Raw genomic sequence first — 16,288 nt, forward strand, 5'->3', positions numbered from 1 at the left:
TTCTAACCCCTCTCTACAAAGTAAAGAAAGAGCAGAACGAATTGACTGTGCCGATAACTCCGTAGAGTTTTCGTTTGGTCACTCAGTAAACATCGATAAATCTTTTGTCTATCAACCACGAGTGCCCACACAGATTGCATAGGTCAAATTGTTAAAGAACGTTGACTTGAAGAAGCGTCGCTTCTCACCGTCAGGGCTGCGAATTTTACGCTGCCGGGCGATGAAGTCAAGAAGAAATTTTGAGATTTTTCAGCGTTGCTTTCGCAACCTTCAAAACACCTTATTGACTTGCCTCTTGGGGTGAATTTCCCTTCGAAGCGGGCGGCCATTTTACTGATTCGAAACAGCGCGTCAAGCGTTTATTTCAACTCAATTTTTGAGGCCTTCGCCGTACCGATTTGAGTGGGCGTTTCCGCAGTGGAAGCCGCTCTCCGTGTCGGTGAAGCGGCATTATAGAGACTAGGATCACATTGGCAAGGGAATTTATTGGTTTTTTTTCCGATCGAACACAATTCAACCTAAACTTTGAAAAACACAACAAATTGCAACATTAGATAGCCGTCACATTCACTTACTAGCAATAAGAACTCAATATCCGTAATATCAACCCGACAATTGTATTTATTTTAGTCAGCATTGATTTCGATTCTTCATGCTATTTCTTCTAACCGACGTTTACTTTAGACGATTATGAAAACATCTATCAGCTTGCTTATTACTGCAGCCATCGCATTGCTTGGTGCATTGCTTTTAAACAACTCTACTTTAATTGCCAGTACTGGTTATGCATTCGCTCTTGGTGCTATTACAACAGGTATTGCCATTTCTCTTTTTTCCACTAAATCTTCAGGCGATATTTCAGACTCTACTCCTTCCACCAGCAAAACCATCTATGTAGGTAACCTTCCTTACCGCGCTAACGAAAACGACGTAAAGGAATTGTTCTCTAAACATGGTGAAGTATTTGCCGTGCGTTTGATGAAAGATAAACGTACAGGGAAGCGACGTGGTTTTGGATTTGTCGTGATTGCAGCGGGAGATGCCCCTGAAGCAATAGAGGCATTAAACAACAGTGAATATGGAGAAAGGACGCTAAAAGTTAGAGAGGCGAATGATCCTAGAAAATCGGAGCGCGGTTAATAGTTGCAAACCCCAACTTTTCCAGCTCTTGATTTAGCGCTTCCTCTTCTTTAACTGGAGCGCTGCTAAAAACAAAATGTTTAGCTTTACTGAGGGAGGTCTTTTGATCTCCCTCTTTTAATAATGTCACTACACGATTTGCTATTGCGCTTCCTGAATCAATTACCAGACACTGCTCGCCCAGAATGTCTTCAATTTCTTCTTTGAGTAATGGAAAGTGCGTACAACCCAATACAATGCAGTCTGTTTTATTAATAAACGGTGTCAGCACTTGTTTTAATAATTGTTTATCGATTGGCGTACCACGTAATTTTCCCTCTCCCATTTGTACTAGCTCTGTTGAGCCAACCATTTCTACCTGGCAATCGGGCGCAAATTCTTTAACCAGTTGGTGTGTATAGGATCGCCTTACTGTTGCCGGCGTCGCTAAAAGGCCAATACATTTGGATTTGCTTAGCGTAGCGGCTGGTTTAATAGCGGGGACAACACCAACAACCGGAATACTCAGTAATGAGCGGAGATGCGGAAGCACCAGAGTACTGGCCGTGTTGCAGGCGATAATCACGAGTGCAATATCATGCTCATTACAAATGGCTGACACCATGCCACACACACGTTGGACAAGAACATCGTCCGCCAGCTCTCCATAAGGAAAGGCTTCGTTATCGAAGGCATAGACAACATGCTGTTCCGGCAATACCTGAGCCACTTCCTTATAAACAGAAAGCCCACCCACACCAGAATCAAAAATCAGCACACTCTTCACGCTATAACCCTTCGTTATCTACTTGCGACGCAATCATACTTTGCACGCCATCGAATTTGAATCTTTCAACTAACGAGATGATAGCTGAGGTGATGGAATCTCCCCTCTCGCTGAAAGCCTGTGATCTCGATATCGAGTGGGTATTGAAAGCAAGGTGCATCCGTGACAATAGTGTGGAACTCTCCATCTTCACCGCAAGGATCACAACCCAAAGGTAAGTTAGCAATCAATGCTGAGTTGTAATCTCTTCCGAGGTACTTTCCGTCCAACTGAGATGTATCAACAGTCGACAGTGTCGTCTTGATTCCGGATGAAATGATTTCGTTTGCAAGCATGATGCTTTCCTCTCCCAACAAAGGAAAAATGCATTGCCAGCTTTGAGGTTCAATATAGCTTCTGCGGTATTCTTCTATGCCATTGCAGAACATATCGCCAAACGCCACTGCATCGACATTTAGCCCACTACTGCGTATACCTTCGACGACCATCTTCTGATAAACATCATTAGGAGGAAAGACTTCATTGAGTTCAATAAGCACCAGGGGTAGTCCAATGCTTTCTGCCTGAGCTTTAACAACATCGATTGGCGTTGCTTGGAAAGGAACTGTGCCTGCTACGTAAGTGGTATAAAGCCCGACGACTTGATATCTATCGTCTTCCAGCAGTCGGCACAATGTCAGGGTTGAATCCTTACCGGATGACCAACTGACAATGATGCGTTTTTTCATAACTGTGCCTGAGAGTAAAAAGCCGCCCGTAGGCGGCTATAGTAAAGCTTAGAAGCGGTAGTCCATGCTGACATAAAACGTGCGTTCTGGTGCAGGGTAACCAATCACCATCTCATATTCTTTATCGAGCAGGTTGTCTACACGAGCATTCAAAGTAACGCTCTCTGTAGCGAAGTAGTTAACGGATGCATCAAGTAAGCTGTAAGAGCCAAGCTTAGTTCCTGAATTTTCACGCTTACCAATGTATTGGTAACCCAGTGACAAATCGAATTCATCAAAGTAAGCAATAGCATTGTACTTATATGATTTCTTAGCACGATAAGGAAGCAGATTGCCTTCTTCGTCTTTAGGGTCTTTAAAGTCAGCACTTAGCTGATGAGACAAGAATCCGGTATCAAATTCAGCGGTCAATTCAACACCTTTCAGTGTGCTCTCACCATCCAAGTTATGATAAGTAAATGTGCTAAAATCGTATTCGATCAGGTCATCAATCTTAGTGTTATAACCTGTCACAGACCAGTAGATGCCTTGCACTGCACCATTCAAAGATAACTCAGCTGATTTCGCAGATTCAGGCTTTAATTTCGCGTTACCTATTGAGCTATATAATTGATACAAATTAGGCGCTTTAAACGCTGTGCCATATGACATCTTAAGAACCAACTCTTCCGTCAGTCGGAAACCGGCTCCAAAGTTGTAAGTCGTTTCTGAACCAAACTGCTCGTTGTCGTCTAAGCGGGCGCCCAGCTCGCCAAATACATTTTCAAAGTCAACAAGTGCAATACCATAGAACGCTAAGTTGTCGCGATCGTAGTCAGAATTTGAAGCGTTGACTATGAATGTTTCTTTTCGATAGTCCGCACCGCCTCCAATTGTAACAACTTCACTGAGTTCGTATTGATTGTTCCACTGAAGATTAAGCTGCTCCAAATCCTCAGGTTGCGTAGACCCCTTGCCATCCTTTTTCTCATAGTCATAGTCAGATTGATCTTGCCAGCTAACCTGAATCTGACTAGACAACAATTCGGATTCATAGTTGACACCACCAGCGAAGGAGTAATTTTCAACTGTTGACTCTTTATACGAATAAGTTGTATTCCAAGAACCATCGTACTGGTAAACATTTTCAAAAGCGCGAGCGTTGGCAAAGACTGTCCAGTCTTGGTTTAGTTTTGAAACATATCCAATAAGGCCATTTTTAGTTTCAAACCCATGCTTGTCATCATCATTCAACCCTTGGATAGGATGAACGTTATAGCCGTCGTCACTTTCGTATCCTAAAGCCACATTCAGTTGGCCATTCTCACCTACTTTGAATCCACTCGAGCCTGAGGCTTCAACATAATCTCTGCTTCCAACCCCTGCAGTTAAACGAGTAGCTCGATCAGTGTCGTTGTTTGCACGTGTGATGATATTGATAACGCCGCCAATAGCCTCAGAGCCGTAAACAGAAGCTCTTGCACCACGCACGTATTCTATGCGCTCAACAAAAGTCAGCGGCAATTGGCTAAAGTCGACAGTACCCTTAACAGCTCTTGTAAAACGAATGCCATCAATCAACACAAGTACTTGGTCAGAGTTAGCGCCACGAACCATAAGAGTGGCTAGTTGGCCTCGGCCACCATACTGAGAAACTTGAATCCCAGTCATTCGGCGGAAAACATCTGTAAGCGTTTTCGCCTGCATGCGATCGATATCTTGACGAGTAACAATCTCTACTTGGGCAGTCAGCGATTGCGTACTTTGTTCAAATCGGGAAGCAGTAACGACCATAGTGTCGTCAACAGAGGAAGTAGTAGATTCGGCGTGCGCAAACGCAGCCCATGGCAGCATACCTGCTGCAAGTAGCTTTTTAGACATATCAGATCCAAATATCGCGTGTATCCAATGATGTCAGGAGATCCTGAAACCATATTGTGACCCAGCTGATATTCGGACTTAGAGACGGCCTACAGTGACGACTTCCCACATTTAAATGCAGTGTCTGGCCTTCGCCATGTCACTTTCGTTTCTCTTTACCGCTGCGCGCCAGTTCCGGATTCTCACCGGATTCCCAGCTGGAGTGAAAGCGCGCAGATTATAGAGAAATCAGCGCGCTATTGATACATAGATATTGAGAACTTAATTTCATTCGTCTGGGAAATGGGTGAATTGTGCTTGACAGCACATTCAGTAACTGAGGCTGACAAACTCCACTTCTTCCACATCTAACTTCATCTTGATGTACACCGTCAGTACAAAGAAGAAGTTAGCAAGCAGGTTAGCAAAGCGTGGAAGCTCTGGCTCAAAGGTTACGCCTGATTCATCTAAGCGGTGAAGTAAGCGCACGGTTTTCTTTGAGCCCGTGCGGCACTGATGCAGCGCCATTACACCAACCGGACCTCTTGGCAGCACAAAGCGGTTAATACGGCCACGGCTCAGTTCGTTGTAGTAATCATATCTGGCATGCAGCCATTCCAAGTCTTCATCAAAGATGGCTGTCTTCCCACGCACTGAACCATTGAGGTGATAAATTTTTGGATGCAGAGTTTCCAGATCTTCCCGCACATCATCAAAGCCTTCCGGCAAAGTTGCCAGTGCCATTCCCACCAGACTGCAAAGCTCGTCAGTGTGGATTTCATAGTCGCAGGTCAATGCCGATTCATAGATAAACGGATAACAAATCTCTTTGCGGTTCTTTGGTTTTCGAAAGCTCATGACAAGGCTCGGTATGATTAAAGTGTGCCAATATTATCCCAAGACTCTGGTTTACGCTTCTACTGGCGAAAAAGTCAGCGAAAAGGCTGGACAATATGGTTCCGCTACTTACAATTTGCGCTCATTTTTAGTTATGCAGGTTAGGTAATATGAGCAATACCCTGATTGACACCACCCAATATCAGGCGCAGTTGGACGAGAAAATCGCGCGTATGCAAGGCGCGTTTGCCGAGTTCAATGCCCCTGAGCTGGAAGTGTTTCCGTCTCCAGACAAACATTACCGCATGCGTGCGGAATTCCGTGTCTGGCATGAAGGGGATGACCTCTATTACATCATGTTCAATCAAGAGACCAAGCAGAAGTACCGTGTGGATCAGTTCCCGCAGGCAAGCCGTATAATCAACGATCTGATGCCACTGCTGGTTGACGCTATCCGTCCGATTGAAAGTCTGCGTCGCAAACTGTTCCAGGTGGACTTCCTGTCCACCCTGAGCGGTGAAGTGTTGGTTTCGATGCTTTACCACCGTCAGCTTGACGAAGAGTGGGAAGCGAATGCGCGCATGTTGAAGCAACGTCTGAATGATGAGGGCTTCAACCTGAACCTGATTGGCCGCGCGCGTAAGCAAAAGATCGTGATTGACCGCGATTACGTGGTAGAAAAGCTAAGCATTAATTACCGTACCCTAACTTACCAGCAAATTGAAAACAGCTTCACCCAGCCAAATGGGAAAGTGGCAGAGAAGATGCTTGAGTGGGCAGTGGATTGCACACATGACAGCACTGGCGATCTGTTGGAGCTCTACTGCGGTAACGGTAATTTTTCGTTGGCACTGGCGGACAACTTCGATCGCGTGCTGGCAACAGAACTGGCTAAGCCTTCTGTTGAATCTGCGCAGTGGAACATTGCAGTGAACAAAATCGACAATGTCCAAATCATTCGTATGTCTGCGGAAGAATTCACGGAAGCGATGGAAGGTAAACGCGAGTTCCGCCGCTTGCAGCAAGCTGGCGTGGTTCTGAAAAGCTACAACTGCAACACTATCTTTGTCGATCCGCCGCGTTCCGGTATGGACGAAGGTACGTGCCGCATGGTGCAGGCATATGACCGCATTCTGTATATCTCCTGTAATCCGGATACACTGAAAGAGAACCTGGATATTCTGTCAGAAACACACCGCATCACACGTTTTGCGCTGTTTGACCAGTTCCCTTACACCCACCACATGGAAGCGGGTGTTCTACTCGAGCGCAAATAAAACGCTGAGAAAAGAAAAGGCGCCTAAGGCGCCTTTTTTTGTTTTTGTTTCCAGTACTACTCTTCGACTGGCGTTTCTTCTTTCTTGCTGCCAACACTCAGCCAGCCCATCTTGAACGCCACCCAGAATATCAACAACATGGTCACGATGATGGAGAAGAAGTTACCACCCAGTTCTGGTACCTGCATGCGCACAAACGCCGAGTAACCAAACGCGCCCACCAGGAAACAGGCAAACGCGATGAGCGGTGTGCCGTCGGTCAGCGGTTGAGTGACATGCTGCTGATAGAAGCAGTACACAGCCAGAATGAAGGCGATGATGGGGAAAACGGAGAATGCAACGCTGTCGATGAAAAGCGTTGCCAGTGATGCGCTACCACATAAACCTGCGATCACTGCGAGAAGGAGAAATTTACGCTCTGATTGGTGATTCTGTTCCATATTACTTACCTGCCTGAAGACAACTTATCCTTGAGAGCATTGCGTTCGCGTTCTTTGCGGTACCAATATGCGCCTTTCGCGATAATGCGCAGTTGGGTCACCAGACGTTCCGCGAGTTCAGCACGTGCGCGTTTGTCCAAATCCAATGCTTCTGCACCGGAGCTGAATACCAAAGTCACACATGCCTCTGCCTGATTATAGGCTTCATCTCGGGTCGATCCGCCTGTCGCCTGGAAATATTCCGTTAGCTCAGCGATAAAGTGTTGAATTTCACGTGCGACTGCTGCACGAAAAGCCGTAGAGGTACCGGAACGTTCACGCAATAGCAGCCTGAATACGTTGGGGCTGCTTTCGATAAATTCCATAAAGGTTTCGACTGACGTTCTGACAACGCTACCCTCGGTGGCGATACGTTGGCGAGCCTGTCTCATCAATTGACGCAACAACAAGCCTCCCTCATCCACCATGGTCAGGCCAAGTTCGTCCATATCTTTGAAGTGGCGGTAAAACGACGTCGGTGCAATACCGGCTTCACGTGCCACTTCGCGTAAGCTGAGACTGGAAAAGCTTCGGTCTGCGCTGAGTTGGCTAAAAGCCGCATCAATCAGCGTTCGCCGGGTTTTTTCTTTCTGTTGAGCTCTAATTCCCATCGTCAGTGTTTTACCTCATGAAATCTAACCGCAGACTATACTCGGTTTTTATAGCGAGTTCAGTGCTTATACTCCACTTTCCGAAAAGCGATATCAGATCACCTGTGTTTCGTGCAATTAGCATCATAAACGGCCTGTTTTTACGTTAAGTAGCGTGATCACCTACGCTGAATAGAGGTGAGTTGATTCTCGCCACGCCCTGTGAGCGCTACACTTAGCCCGCAATCCTTAACATAATGAAAACAAAAGGCCATACGGACATGAGCAAAGCGACCCCTACATCGTCTAACCATTTTGATGTCATCGTAATAGGTAGTGGACCCGGCGGCGAAGGTGCTGCCATGGGCCTCACCAAGGCGGGCTTACGCGTCGCGGTGATTGAAAAAGAAGGTACCGTTGGCGGCGGGTGTACCCACTGGGGCACCATTCCATCCAAAGCGTTGAGACACACTGTCAGCCGTATTATCGAGTTCAACCAGAGCCCGATTTATACCGGCGACAACAAGCAGGTACACAGTACCTTTTCTGCCATTCTTGGCCATGCCCAATCGGTTATTGGCAAACAGACCCGCATGCGTCAGGGCTTTTACGATAGAAACCTCTGCAGCATCATTCACGGCAGCGCCAAGTTCAGTGGCACGCACGAAATTGAAGTGAAAGCGGCAGACGGCAGCGTCGACAAATACACGGCCGACAAATTCGTGATCGCAACCGGTTCACGCCCATACCGTCCAAAAGATGTCGATTTCAGACATCCACGAATCTACGACAGTGACTCAATCCTCTCGCTGCAGCACGACCCTCGCCACGTCATCATCTACGGAGCGGGCGTTATCGGCAGCGAATATGCGTCTATCTTCCGTGGTCTTGGTATCAAAGTGGATTTGATCAATACCCGTGACCGCTTGCTTTCCTTCCTTGATAACGAAATGTCAGACTCGCTTTCCTACCACTTCTGGAACAGCGGCGTTCTGATACGTAATGATGAGACCTACGAGAAAATCGAAGGCACCAAAGACGGCGTTATCCTTCATCTGCAGTCCGGCAAGAAGATGAAAGCTGACTGTATTTTGTTTGCCAATGGCCGTACCGGTAATACTGATGCGCTGAACCTGAAAGCCGTCGGTTTGAAGGCAGATTCACGTGGCCAGCTGAAAGTGAACGATAACTACGGTACCGAAGTAGAGCACGTTTATGCTGTTGGTGATGTGATTGGTTATCCAAGCCTTGCGAGTGCAGCTTACGATCAGGGTCGAATCGTTGCTCAGGCAATGGTGGAAGGTCAGGCCAAAGGCCGCCTTATTGACCATATCCCAACCGGGATTTACACCATTCCAGAAATCAGCTCAGTGGGTAAAACCGAGCAGGAGCTGACCGCGGCAAAAGTGCCTTATGAGGTGGGACGCGCACAGTTTAAGCATTTGGCGCGTGCACAGATTGCTGGCATGGATGTGGGAAGCCTGAAAATCCTGTTCCACCGCGAAACCAAAGAGATCTTGGGGATCCACTGTTTTGGTGAACGTGCGGCGGAGATCATCCACATCGGCCAGGCGATCTTTGAGCAAAAAGGCGAAGGGAATACGTTGGATTACTTTATCAATACCACCTTCAACTACCCGACCATGGCAGAAGCCTACCGCGTAGCAGCATTGAACGGCCTTAACCGTCTATTCTGATTTGCTAACAGGCAATAAAAAACGGAGCTTCTGCTCCGTTTTTTGTCTCTGGACGATGGCGAAAACCGGTTGTGTTAACCTTCCAGTCTCACAATCTGTCGCCAAGGCAGTTCGGTATCACCCAGTACAATGAAATTCGGGTTTTCCAGTGAATCCCGCTCGTTGTAGGACAGCGGTGAAAGCGTCATATCCAGAATACGCCCGCCCGCTTCTTCCACGATGCATTGGGTTGCCGCCGTGTCCCATTCGCCGGTTGGACCAAGGCGAAGATAACAATCCACCGCCCCTTCTGCGACTAAACAAGACTTGAGCGCTGCAGAGCCTAAAGGTACCAAGTCATAGTTGCGGCTTGGCTCAAGGCGGTCAGTGATAGCTTTGATGTCCTGGCGGCGGCTGATCGCAATCGATAGGGAAGCCAATTCGTCTTCATGCTTGAGGATAGACAGACGGTGTTTTTCACCATCAGGCATCACCTTCCAGGCACCATGACCTTTAGCTGCGTAGTAAGAGACCCCTGATACAGGACCATACACCACGCCCATCACCGGCTGGTTGTTTTCCACCAGTGCAATAATGGTGGCGAAGTCACCACTTCCAGCAATGAATTCCTGGGTGCCATCCAGTGGATCCACCAGCCAGTAGCGCTCCCAATTACCTCGTTCAGCAAAGGGAATCGACGCGTCTTCTTCTGACAACACAGGAATATCAGGGGTTAGCGCACTCAGGCGCTCAGTCACCAGCTTATGCGCCGCGAGATCGGCACTGGTCACCGGTGTGTCATCGCTTTTGATGTTCTTTTCAAATTCACCACGCTGATAGATATCCAGGATCACCTGACCGGAAGCCCGGGCAATCTCTATCACGGGTTGAAGCAGTTGTGACAGCTCCATGTAACACTCCTCTTGGGCTCTCACACTACGACTTTGTCCAATGGTCTTTGGTCACGAAGTGATCAACGGCCGGAAAGCTCTCTCAAGGCCAACAGTAATGCGGTAATACTGCGCGCTTCCCCAAAATCGACGTGAGATAACAATTCTTCTGCCTGTGCAACGGGCCAACGGACCAATTCCAACGGCTCAGGTTCATCGCCCTCGAGCTTCTCTGGATAAAGGTCCTGCGCCAGCAACAGGGTCATTTTGCTGGAAAAGTAAGACGGTGCGAGCACCACTTCTTTCAGCGGGTACAATTGATGGGCACCGAAACCAATTTCTTCTTTGAGTTCTCGGTTTGCCGCTTCTAAGGCGGTCTCACCCGGATCAATCAGCCCCTTTGGAAAGCCTAGTTCATAACGTTCAGTTCCGGCAGCGTATTCGCGTACCAGCAGTAAATCGCCGTTTTCTGTTACCGGCACCACCATCACCGCATTGCGGCCGCTTGGCTTCATTCGCTCGTAAGTGCGCTCTTCACCGTTACTGAACCTTAAATCCAGAGCTTCAATCTGAAACAGACGCGACTTGGCAACGACCTTGGCGTCAAGGATTTCAGGTGGAATGTGCTTTTTCATGCTTACTCTCCCGAAAAGGCGTTAACCGCTAAAACTGAGGCGATAACGGCCTTCACTGTCCGGATTGCCCAAAAAGCCAAGTTGGCCACGCATGCCTTCCGGAAAATCGTCGCCCGGGGCAAACCAGCCATTAAGGCTGTAGCGTTGATCCGGTGACAACGAGATATTGAATTCGGTTTCAATCGCATCAGACGCACTGTCACCATCCAGCACCAGCTGTCCTTCATTACAAGACAGCTGCGCTACCACCAATCCCGGCTCAATCGTACCGATGGGTGAAGCAACATTGCCCTGAGACCATGCTAGGTTGCCCGCGAGCACTTCGCAGAAAGGCTGCTGGGCAAACAGGTAATCCCGTACGGTTAAATCAAACTGTCCCGACAGACTAACAGGCAATGGATATGGAATAAACGACTGCACGATATTGGCTGATGCGGATAAAAGCAGGTTATTGGCGTAGATACCACCCAAGCTGTAACCCACGTTTCCACGGGCAGATAACCCCGGCGTCCCCGAAAGACGCAGATCGACATCCGCCTTACCGGTGAAGAGTTTCAGTGGATTGAACTGCCACTTTAGCGTGCCCATCGGTTGACCTTGCCAGGAAAACTTCGCGGCAGAGCCATTCCATAATGTGCCGGAAACACCACTGAGCTCCAGCCCCTGAATCGGTGGAAGCTGGCGTAAGACCAGGTTGGCAGGAATATGAACAACCGCACTACCTACCAGAACCACAAGGAAAAGAAAGCTCCAAAGGATCACTCGTTTCATTTTACCCTCTTCCCAACTGCAGTCGTTTTACTTCAACAACACCCTGGGTGTCGGTTTTGCCAACATCAATAAATTTCACTTCCACACCGTGATTGGTGGAAAGGAAATCGAGCCAGCTGATGAGTGAATTGAAAGGCATCGGTTTCAGCCAAACCTGAATTTCTTCTCGTTGTGGCTGTAAGCGAACGATTTCCAAGTTGTAGCGCTTCACCGTTGTCGTCACGGACTGGTTAAGTGGTAGGGCGCTCACCTGACCGCTGTTTCCAGCTGCGCGGCGCAACGCTTGGATTTCGGCTGCTTTGCCATTCACCCAAGTCAACAGATTACGTTCACTAACTAAACGTTGTTGCGCCTGCTCCGCGCGAACCTGGAGCGGACTCACGACACCCCAGTAAAGGGCACCCAAAACCAATACCGCAGTTGCTACACTTAGCAAGCGCTGTTCGCGACGAGACAGTCCTTTCCAATAAGCTATCAATGCTTTCATGATTGCTCCTTACGCAACACAAAAGCGCCGGTCACGGTTTGCTGGTCACGGCTTAACTGCCCGAGCTCTGTGTTGTATTTGGTCGACAAAGCTTCACGCAACTTCTCAAAATCCCCAAAGTCTTTGCCACGCGCATTCAGGCGAAGCTCACCCCGATCCTGATCGAATCTCAGTGCATCAAGCTGGATACCTGGCGCTGATTCTAAGAGCGGGCCTAGTTCTGACATCCACACCATCACACCCGATTGATTGCCACCACCGGAGAGTCTGCTCAATTCCCCTTCTATGATACGGCGCATGTAACTTGTGGTCGGAATACGCTGGTTTTGCGGCAAAAGCTTACGTACTTTGGCTTCACTTTGTTCGCGATATTGTGCGGCTTGCGCTTCCATCTGATAGATATCTGCGACCTTTTCACCCCCCAACACTGCTAGCAATACCGCAGCGGCAATCGCGGCACCACGCCAAGGTTTAAGGTGCTTGTAGATTTGGTTTTGCGGTTTGTAACGCCCTGCCAGAAGGTTGTGACGGCTTTGCATCGCCTGCTGCGCCAGCAACAACATCACCAGTTCGCAAGGCTCAGCTTTCCAATTATCACCCATATCTTCAGGTATATTCGAATAGCTATAAACCGTTTTAATATCGTCTTCTTCCTGTGCACTATTCAGGCTTTGCAACCAAACAGGCAACCAACCTTCTTCCGCTGAACTACCCTCAAGTTCATCGGTGCGCACCAGCCAGCGATGATTGAGCTTTGCCGCACTGTAGCCGTCATCATGCAGAGGCAGGCACAAACAATCCGGCACCAGTTTGCGAACATGCAGGCCGGCATCAGCCAAGTCGTCCAGCCAACGTTCCAGCAACTTATGCTCAATCACTGCCACATTGGCAAGTTCACCGCTTTTACCCAGTAAAGTGATATGAACCTGATCGACATCCTGTGCCAAATCATCTTCTAAAAGGAAAGGTAAAACCGTGTCGAGCTGGCGCTCGCTACCGGCTGGGATCATCGCCGTGGTCAGCGTCATTGCAGCACTGTCAGCCAATGCAACTACGTCCCGGTCAGCCCCATAATCTGTCAGCTGTGACAAGCTTTCGGCTTCGCCGGAAGCAATCACTTCCTGCTGTGCTGGTGACCAGACCAGCCAAGGGATCGGCTCCTGCGGATCACTGTTAAGCCTGATTGTCAGGATCTCGCTCACTCATTCCTCCAAAGCGACGACGGATAACAGTTACCGCGCCGTTATCATCCCTCTGCAGCAAAGAACGCAGTCTTAGCGTTACGCTGTCGAGGGTAATTTCTGTGTCTAATTCAAAGTAGCGGCTGCGCACATCCAGATATGGCTGCAATCGCTCCCTTTCTTCTTGTTCAATACCCGCCAGTATTGGCTCGGCCAAAAAGCTGGCCACATCTGGCCAACCATCAACTGCATTTCTTCCGTTGATCAACTCTTTTGCCTGATCCTCAGAAAGGTTCGGGTGGAAGATAGCGCTCAAGATAGGAGCATCTTCCTCAGTCAGCGTGTTGACGTTCACCACCAGTTTGTCGTTGGGAACAGCACAAAGCAGAGGGCTGACTTTATCGAATATTTCCTGTGTCACACCATTGATCGCACGCCACTCGGAAATGTCCGCAATAAAACTGTTGGGCGCCACATGCGGCTGCGGTCGCGCTTCATATTCACTGTCTTCCACACCAAGAGGCGACTGCACATTGGTGTCGGTGTCGATAAACTCCCAGGTTGCTGCAGCTGCCGTTTCTGCTTCGAAGCTATCGATGCCCTGCGATTCAATCAATTGCTGAAAAGACACCACCAGTTTCGGATTGGTGCCGTTTTCCGTCGGTTTAACACTGCGGAGTCCATTAACGTTAAAACACGCCTGTTGGTCGAAAACGTTACCTGTCGCCTGTCCGCCTTCAAGCGGATAAACCTGACCGCGCACTGCCCAGGGTTGGCTCAATGTCACTGTGTCTTCGCTGTCGAAACTTTCTTCAATACCGAAGCGTGCCAGTGATTCGACCGACTGTGCAAACCAGTAAGCCTGCTGGTAACGCACCTGACTTTCTGCACGGTTAAAGTTCACAAACATGCGACCTGACATGCTGACCGCAACCGTCGTCATCAATGCCATGATGAGCAGCACCACCAGAAGCGCCACACCGCGCTGAGATTGACGACGCATCATGGCGTGTTCACCACAGGCGGTGCGATGGTCTGTCCCGGCAGCAAATACACACGGGTCAGTTCACCATAACGTTCTGTTTCCATCACCACCCGAATCGCTTTTGGCATTTCAAGCGGTGTGTCCCAATCCTTTTTCCAACCATCACTGCCTTGCACTTCAAAGCGGATACCTGTGACCCCTTCCATCAGGGGCATCGATGCAGGCTCGGCTGCTGAGCTGTCGTCTGGGTACATCCAGCGGATGCGCTCTAGAGTCTCATCCTTAATGCGGTAACCCACTTTCACCACTTCCCCTCGGGGAAAAAGCTGTTGAGGGTTAATCCAGCCACCACGGACAAAGCGGATTCCCTGAGATTCGGAGTCTAAAAAATCATCACCGAATTCCAGCAAGGTTTCTTTCGCTTCGTCACCACCATTTCGGTACTGACGTGCCAGCATCTGGCGAAAATCACTGTCCATGATGAGAAGTGTTCGTTGCAGGCTTTTCAGCGCATTGCCCACTTCTTCTGTCTGTATATTGCTATTGATAACATTACGGAAAATTTGGTTTGCCGCCACACTAAGGGTGGCAAAAATCATCAGGGCCAATAGTACTTCAATCAGGGTAAAGCCCTTGGTTTTTTTAGTTCGCTGGTACATAGGTCCTCACCGTCACCAGAGAGCTTTGTCTACGTTCATCTCGCCAGACAATGACATCAACTGCGCGCAGCAGGTTGTCCGAGGTTGCAATGGGTTTGACCGTCCAAAACCACTCCCGTCCTGCCATTTCTGATTTGCCGTTTTTCGCCGATGAAAGCGGTTTGTCTTCCAACACAAACAACGCCAATTGGTTATCCGCCACCATGGATGCGAAAGTTTTTTCTTCCAGCGCACCTAGCGAATTTACGTGCTGGCCGGTCGCATTGAGCACCGCCATGGCCGCCACAGCAAACACAGCCATTGCCACCAAGACTTCAATCAGGGTAAAGCCGCGATGCTTTCTCACTCTTTACCCTCATTCAAGTTCTTAACTTCAAATGTTGCCACATCATTGCCTTTGACCTGCCACAGGCGCTTGTCATCCGCCACAATAGTCAGGGTAAAAGGAATGATTTCACCGTTCCCCATGAGCACAACTTGCGGTTGAGGCGGCTTATTTTCCTCTTCAGCAAACATCTCTTCATCAAACAGGCTTTCTCTGTCAAACAAGCGATCCTCTTCCGCCACAAAGCCACTGACTTCCAAATCGAGCTCTAATCCTTCCGGCAATGTCACTGAGGTGATGTTGCGCTCTTTCTCCGCAGGCACCCAATCGTCACGGGTCAGACGGAGGAGCTGATAGCCATCTTTATCGACATTGAGCCCAAAGGTTTGACCTGTCAGCAAAGACTGCTCAGTCCAAAGCTGAATGAGCTGAAAGAAGCGCTGAGCTTCTTCCTTGGCATCATCATTTTTGTTCTGCGGAAGGTTGGGCACCACGATCACTGCGCTGATAGACAGCAGCACTAACACCAGCAGGATTTCCAGCAATGTAAACCCGGACGGGCGCCCTCTTCTCATCGATTACTTGATGTCCAGCATGTTCCAGTTGCCGATATCCTGGTTCACACCCTCACCACCTTCCTGGCCATCTGCACCCAAGGTAAAGATATCCACAGTGCCATGCTCACCTGGATTCAGGTATTGGTACTCGTTACCCCAAGGATCCTGTGGCAGACGTTTGATGTAACCATCTTCACGGTAATTACGTGGTTCTGGAGAAGAACTTGGCTTTTTCACCAGCGCGTCCAAACCCTGATCGGTAGTTGGGTATACGCTGTTGTCCAGACGGTACATGTCCAGTGCGCCTTCCAATGCACTGATATCCGTCACCGCTTTTTGCTGATCGGCTTTGTCTTTGTTCCCCAACAGGTTTGGAACCACCAAACTTGCCAGTACACCCAAAATGACGATAACAACCATGATTTCCAGCAGGGTGAAGCCCTGTTGACGACGTTGCATTTTCTAT

Annotated in this window: 19 protein-coding genes and 1 riboswitch; of the genes, 3 read left to right on the forward strand and 16 right to left on the reverse strand. The window is 48.8% G+C overall.

The features are described 5' to 3' along the window. Positions 1 to 690 precede the first annotated feature (690 nt). Complete coding sequence (locus K6Q96_RS16120) at positions 691 to 1,140, forward strand: RNA recognition motif domain-containing protein (RefSeq protein WP_062667491.1); 450 nt, start codon at positions 691 to 693, stop codon at positions 1,138 to 1,140. Here K6Q96_RS16120 and murI read toward each other — a convergent pair. The 4 genes from murI to K6Q96_RS16140 form a co-directional block, all read right to left on the reverse strand. Beyond that, entirely contained in the window at positions 1,118 to 1,906 is a 789-nt protein-coding gene (gene murI / locus K6Q96_RS16125) for a glutamate racemase (protein ID WP_251876824.1), read from the reverse strand. The two genes, K6Q96_RS16120 and murI, sit on opposite strands and share 23 nt — an antisense overlap. A 65-nt stretch (positions 1,907 to 1,971) precedes the next feature. Continuing rightward, on the reverse strand, positions 1,972 to 2,634 hold the full coding sequence (locus K6Q96_RS16130) for an adenine nucleotide alpha hydrolase (RefSeq protein WP_251876825.1): 663 nt from the start codon (positions 2,632 to 2,634) through the stop codon (positions 1,972 to 1,974). Between the two features lie 48 nt (positions 2,635 to 2,682). After that, positions 2,683 to 4,494 (reverse strand): TonB-dependent vitamin B12 receptor, encoded by a 1,812-nt coding sequence (gene btuB, locus K6Q96_RS16135; protein ID WP_251876826.1) that lies wholly within the window; start codon positions 4,492 to 4,494, stop codon positions 2,683 to 2,685. A 47-nt stretch (positions 4,495 to 4,541) separates the two neighbouring features. Continuing rightward, a riboswitch (cobalamin riboswitch) is annotated at positions 4,542 to 4,750 on the reverse strand. 53 nt (positions 4,751 to 4,803) lie between these two features. After that, a complete protein-coding gene (locus K6Q96_RS16140) occupies positions 4,804 to 5,331 on the reverse strand; it encodes an ATP--cob(I)alamin adenosyltransferase (RefSeq protein ID WP_251876827.1) in 528 nt (175 codons plus the stop codon). A gap of 149 nt (positions 5,332 to 5,480) precedes the next feature. On the opposite strand from K6Q96_RS16140, the gene trmA reads away from it, so the two are divergent. After that, complete coding sequence (gene trmA, locus K6Q96_RS16145; protein ID WP_251876828.1) at positions 5,481 to 6,587, forward strand: tRNA (uridine(54)-C5)-methyltransferase TrmA; 1,107 nt, start codon at positions 5,481 to 5,483, stop codon at positions 6,585 to 6,587. Between the two features lie 56 nt (positions 6,588 to 6,643). Here the strand turns inward: trmA and K6Q96_RS16150 are convergent, their stop codons facing one another. After that, a complete protein-coding gene (locus tag K6Q96_RS16150) occupies positions 6,644 to 7,027 on the reverse strand; it encodes a YijD family membrane protein (protein ID WP_251876829.1) in 384 nt (127 codons plus the stop codon). A 5-nt stretch (positions 7,028 to 7,032) separates the two neighbouring features. After that, positions 7,033 to 7,677 carry an HTH-type transcriptional repressor FabR gene (gene fabR, locus K6Q96_RS16155; protein WP_251876830.1) on the reverse strand — a complete coding sequence of 215 codons (645 nt, stop codon included), beginning with the start codon at positions 7,675 to 7,677 and terminating at the stop codon, positions 7,033 to 7,035. A gap of 260 nt (positions 7,678 to 7,937) precedes the next feature. Here fabR and sthA point away from each other — a divergent pair, with 260 nt between their 5' ends. Next, positions 7,938 to 9,353: a Si-specific NAD(P)(+) transhydrogenase gene (sthA, locus tag K6Q96_RS16160; RefSeq protein WP_062708773.1), complete on the forward strand. Its 1,416-nt coding sequence runs from the start codon at positions 7,938 to 7,940 to the stop codon at positions 9,351 to 9,353. Between the two features lie 74 nt (positions 9,354 to 9,427). Here the strand turns inward: sthA and cysQ are convergent, their stop codons facing one another. The 10 genes from cysQ to gspG form a co-directional block, all read right to left on the reverse strand. Further along, a complete protein-coding gene (gene cysQ / locus K6Q96_RS16165) occupies positions 9,428 to 10,243 on the reverse strand; it encodes a 3'(2'),5'-bisphosphate nucleotidase CysQ (RefSeq protein WP_046305057.1) in 816 nt (271 codons plus the stop codon). A 62-nt stretch (positions 10,244 to 10,305) separates the two neighbouring features. Beyond that, the gene (gene nudE, locus K6Q96_RS16170; RefSeq protein ID WP_251876831.1) at positions 10,306 to 10,857 is read right to left on the reverse strand and encodes an ADP compounds hydrolase NudE; all 552 of its coding nucleotides are present in this window, start codon (positions 10,855 to 10,857) and stop codon (positions 10,306 to 10,308) included. Between the two features lie 21 nt (positions 10,858 to 10,878). Next, complete coding sequence (locus K6Q96_RS16175; RefSeq protein WP_251876832.1) at positions 10,879 to 11,628, reverse strand: type II secretion system protein N; 750 nt, start codon at positions 11,626 to 11,628, stop codon at positions 10,879 to 10,881. 1 nt (position 11,629) lies between these two features. Further along, the gene (locus K6Q96_RS16180) at positions 11,630 to 12,115 is read right to left on the reverse strand and encodes a type II secretion system protein M (protein ID WP_251876833.1); all 486 of its coding nucleotides are present in this window, start codon (positions 12,113 to 12,115) and stop codon (positions 11,630 to 11,632) included. After that, on the reverse strand, positions 12,112 to 13,317 hold the full coding sequence (gspL, locus tag K6Q96_RS16185) for a type II secretion system protein GspL (RefSeq protein ID WP_251876834.1): 1,206 nt from the start codon (positions 13,315 to 13,317) through the stop codon (positions 12,112 to 12,114). The genes K6Q96_RS16180 and gspL overlap by 4 nt, the downstream gene beginning before the upstream one ends. Next, positions 13,289 to 14,299, reverse strand: coding sequence for a type II secretion system minor pseudopilin GspK (gene gspK, locus K6Q96_RS16190; protein WP_434802172.1), 1,011 nt, complete (start codon positions 14,297 to 14,299; stop codon positions 13,289 to 13,291). Before gspK ends, gspL begins: the two co-directional genes overlap by 29 nt. Then, the gene (gene gspJ, locus K6Q96_RS16195; protein ID WP_251876836.1) at positions 14,299 to 14,940 is read right to left on the reverse strand and encodes a type II secretion system minor pseudopilin GspJ; all 642 of its coding nucleotides are present in this window, start codon (positions 14,938 to 14,940) and stop codon (positions 14,299 to 14,301) included. Before gspJ ends, gspK begins: the two co-directional genes overlap by 1 nt. Further along, positions 14,924 to 15,286 (reverse strand): type II secretion system minor pseudopilin GspI, encoded by a 363-nt coding sequence (gene gspI, locus K6Q96_RS16200; protein ID WP_062667462.1) that lies wholly within the window; start codon positions 15,284 to 15,286, stop codon positions 14,924 to 14,926. Before gspI ends, gspJ begins: the two co-directional genes overlap by 17 nt. Next, positions 15,283 to 15,840, reverse strand: a complete 558-nt coding sequence (gene gspH / locus K6Q96_RS16205) for a type II secretion system minor pseudopilin GspH (protein WP_251876837.1) — start codon at positions 15,838 to 15,840, stop codon at positions 15,283 to 15,285. Before gspH ends, gspI begins: the two co-directional genes overlap by 4 nt. 3 nt (positions 15,841 to 15,843) lie before the next feature. Next, the gene (gene gspG, locus K6Q96_RS16210) at positions 15,844 to 16,281 is read right to left on the reverse strand and encodes a type II secretion system major pseudopilin GspG (RefSeq protein WP_062667459.1); all 438 of its coding nucleotides are present in this window, start codon (positions 16,279 to 16,281) and stop codon (positions 15,844 to 15,846) included. Positions 16,282 to 16,288 lie beyond the last annotated feature (7 nt).

This window comes from Grimontia kaedaensis (assembly GCF_023746615.1).
In the GTDB taxonomy this organism is placed as follows: Bacteria; Pseudomonadota; Gammaproteobacteria; order Enterobacterales; family Vibrionaceae; genus Enterovibrio; species Enterovibrio kaedaensis.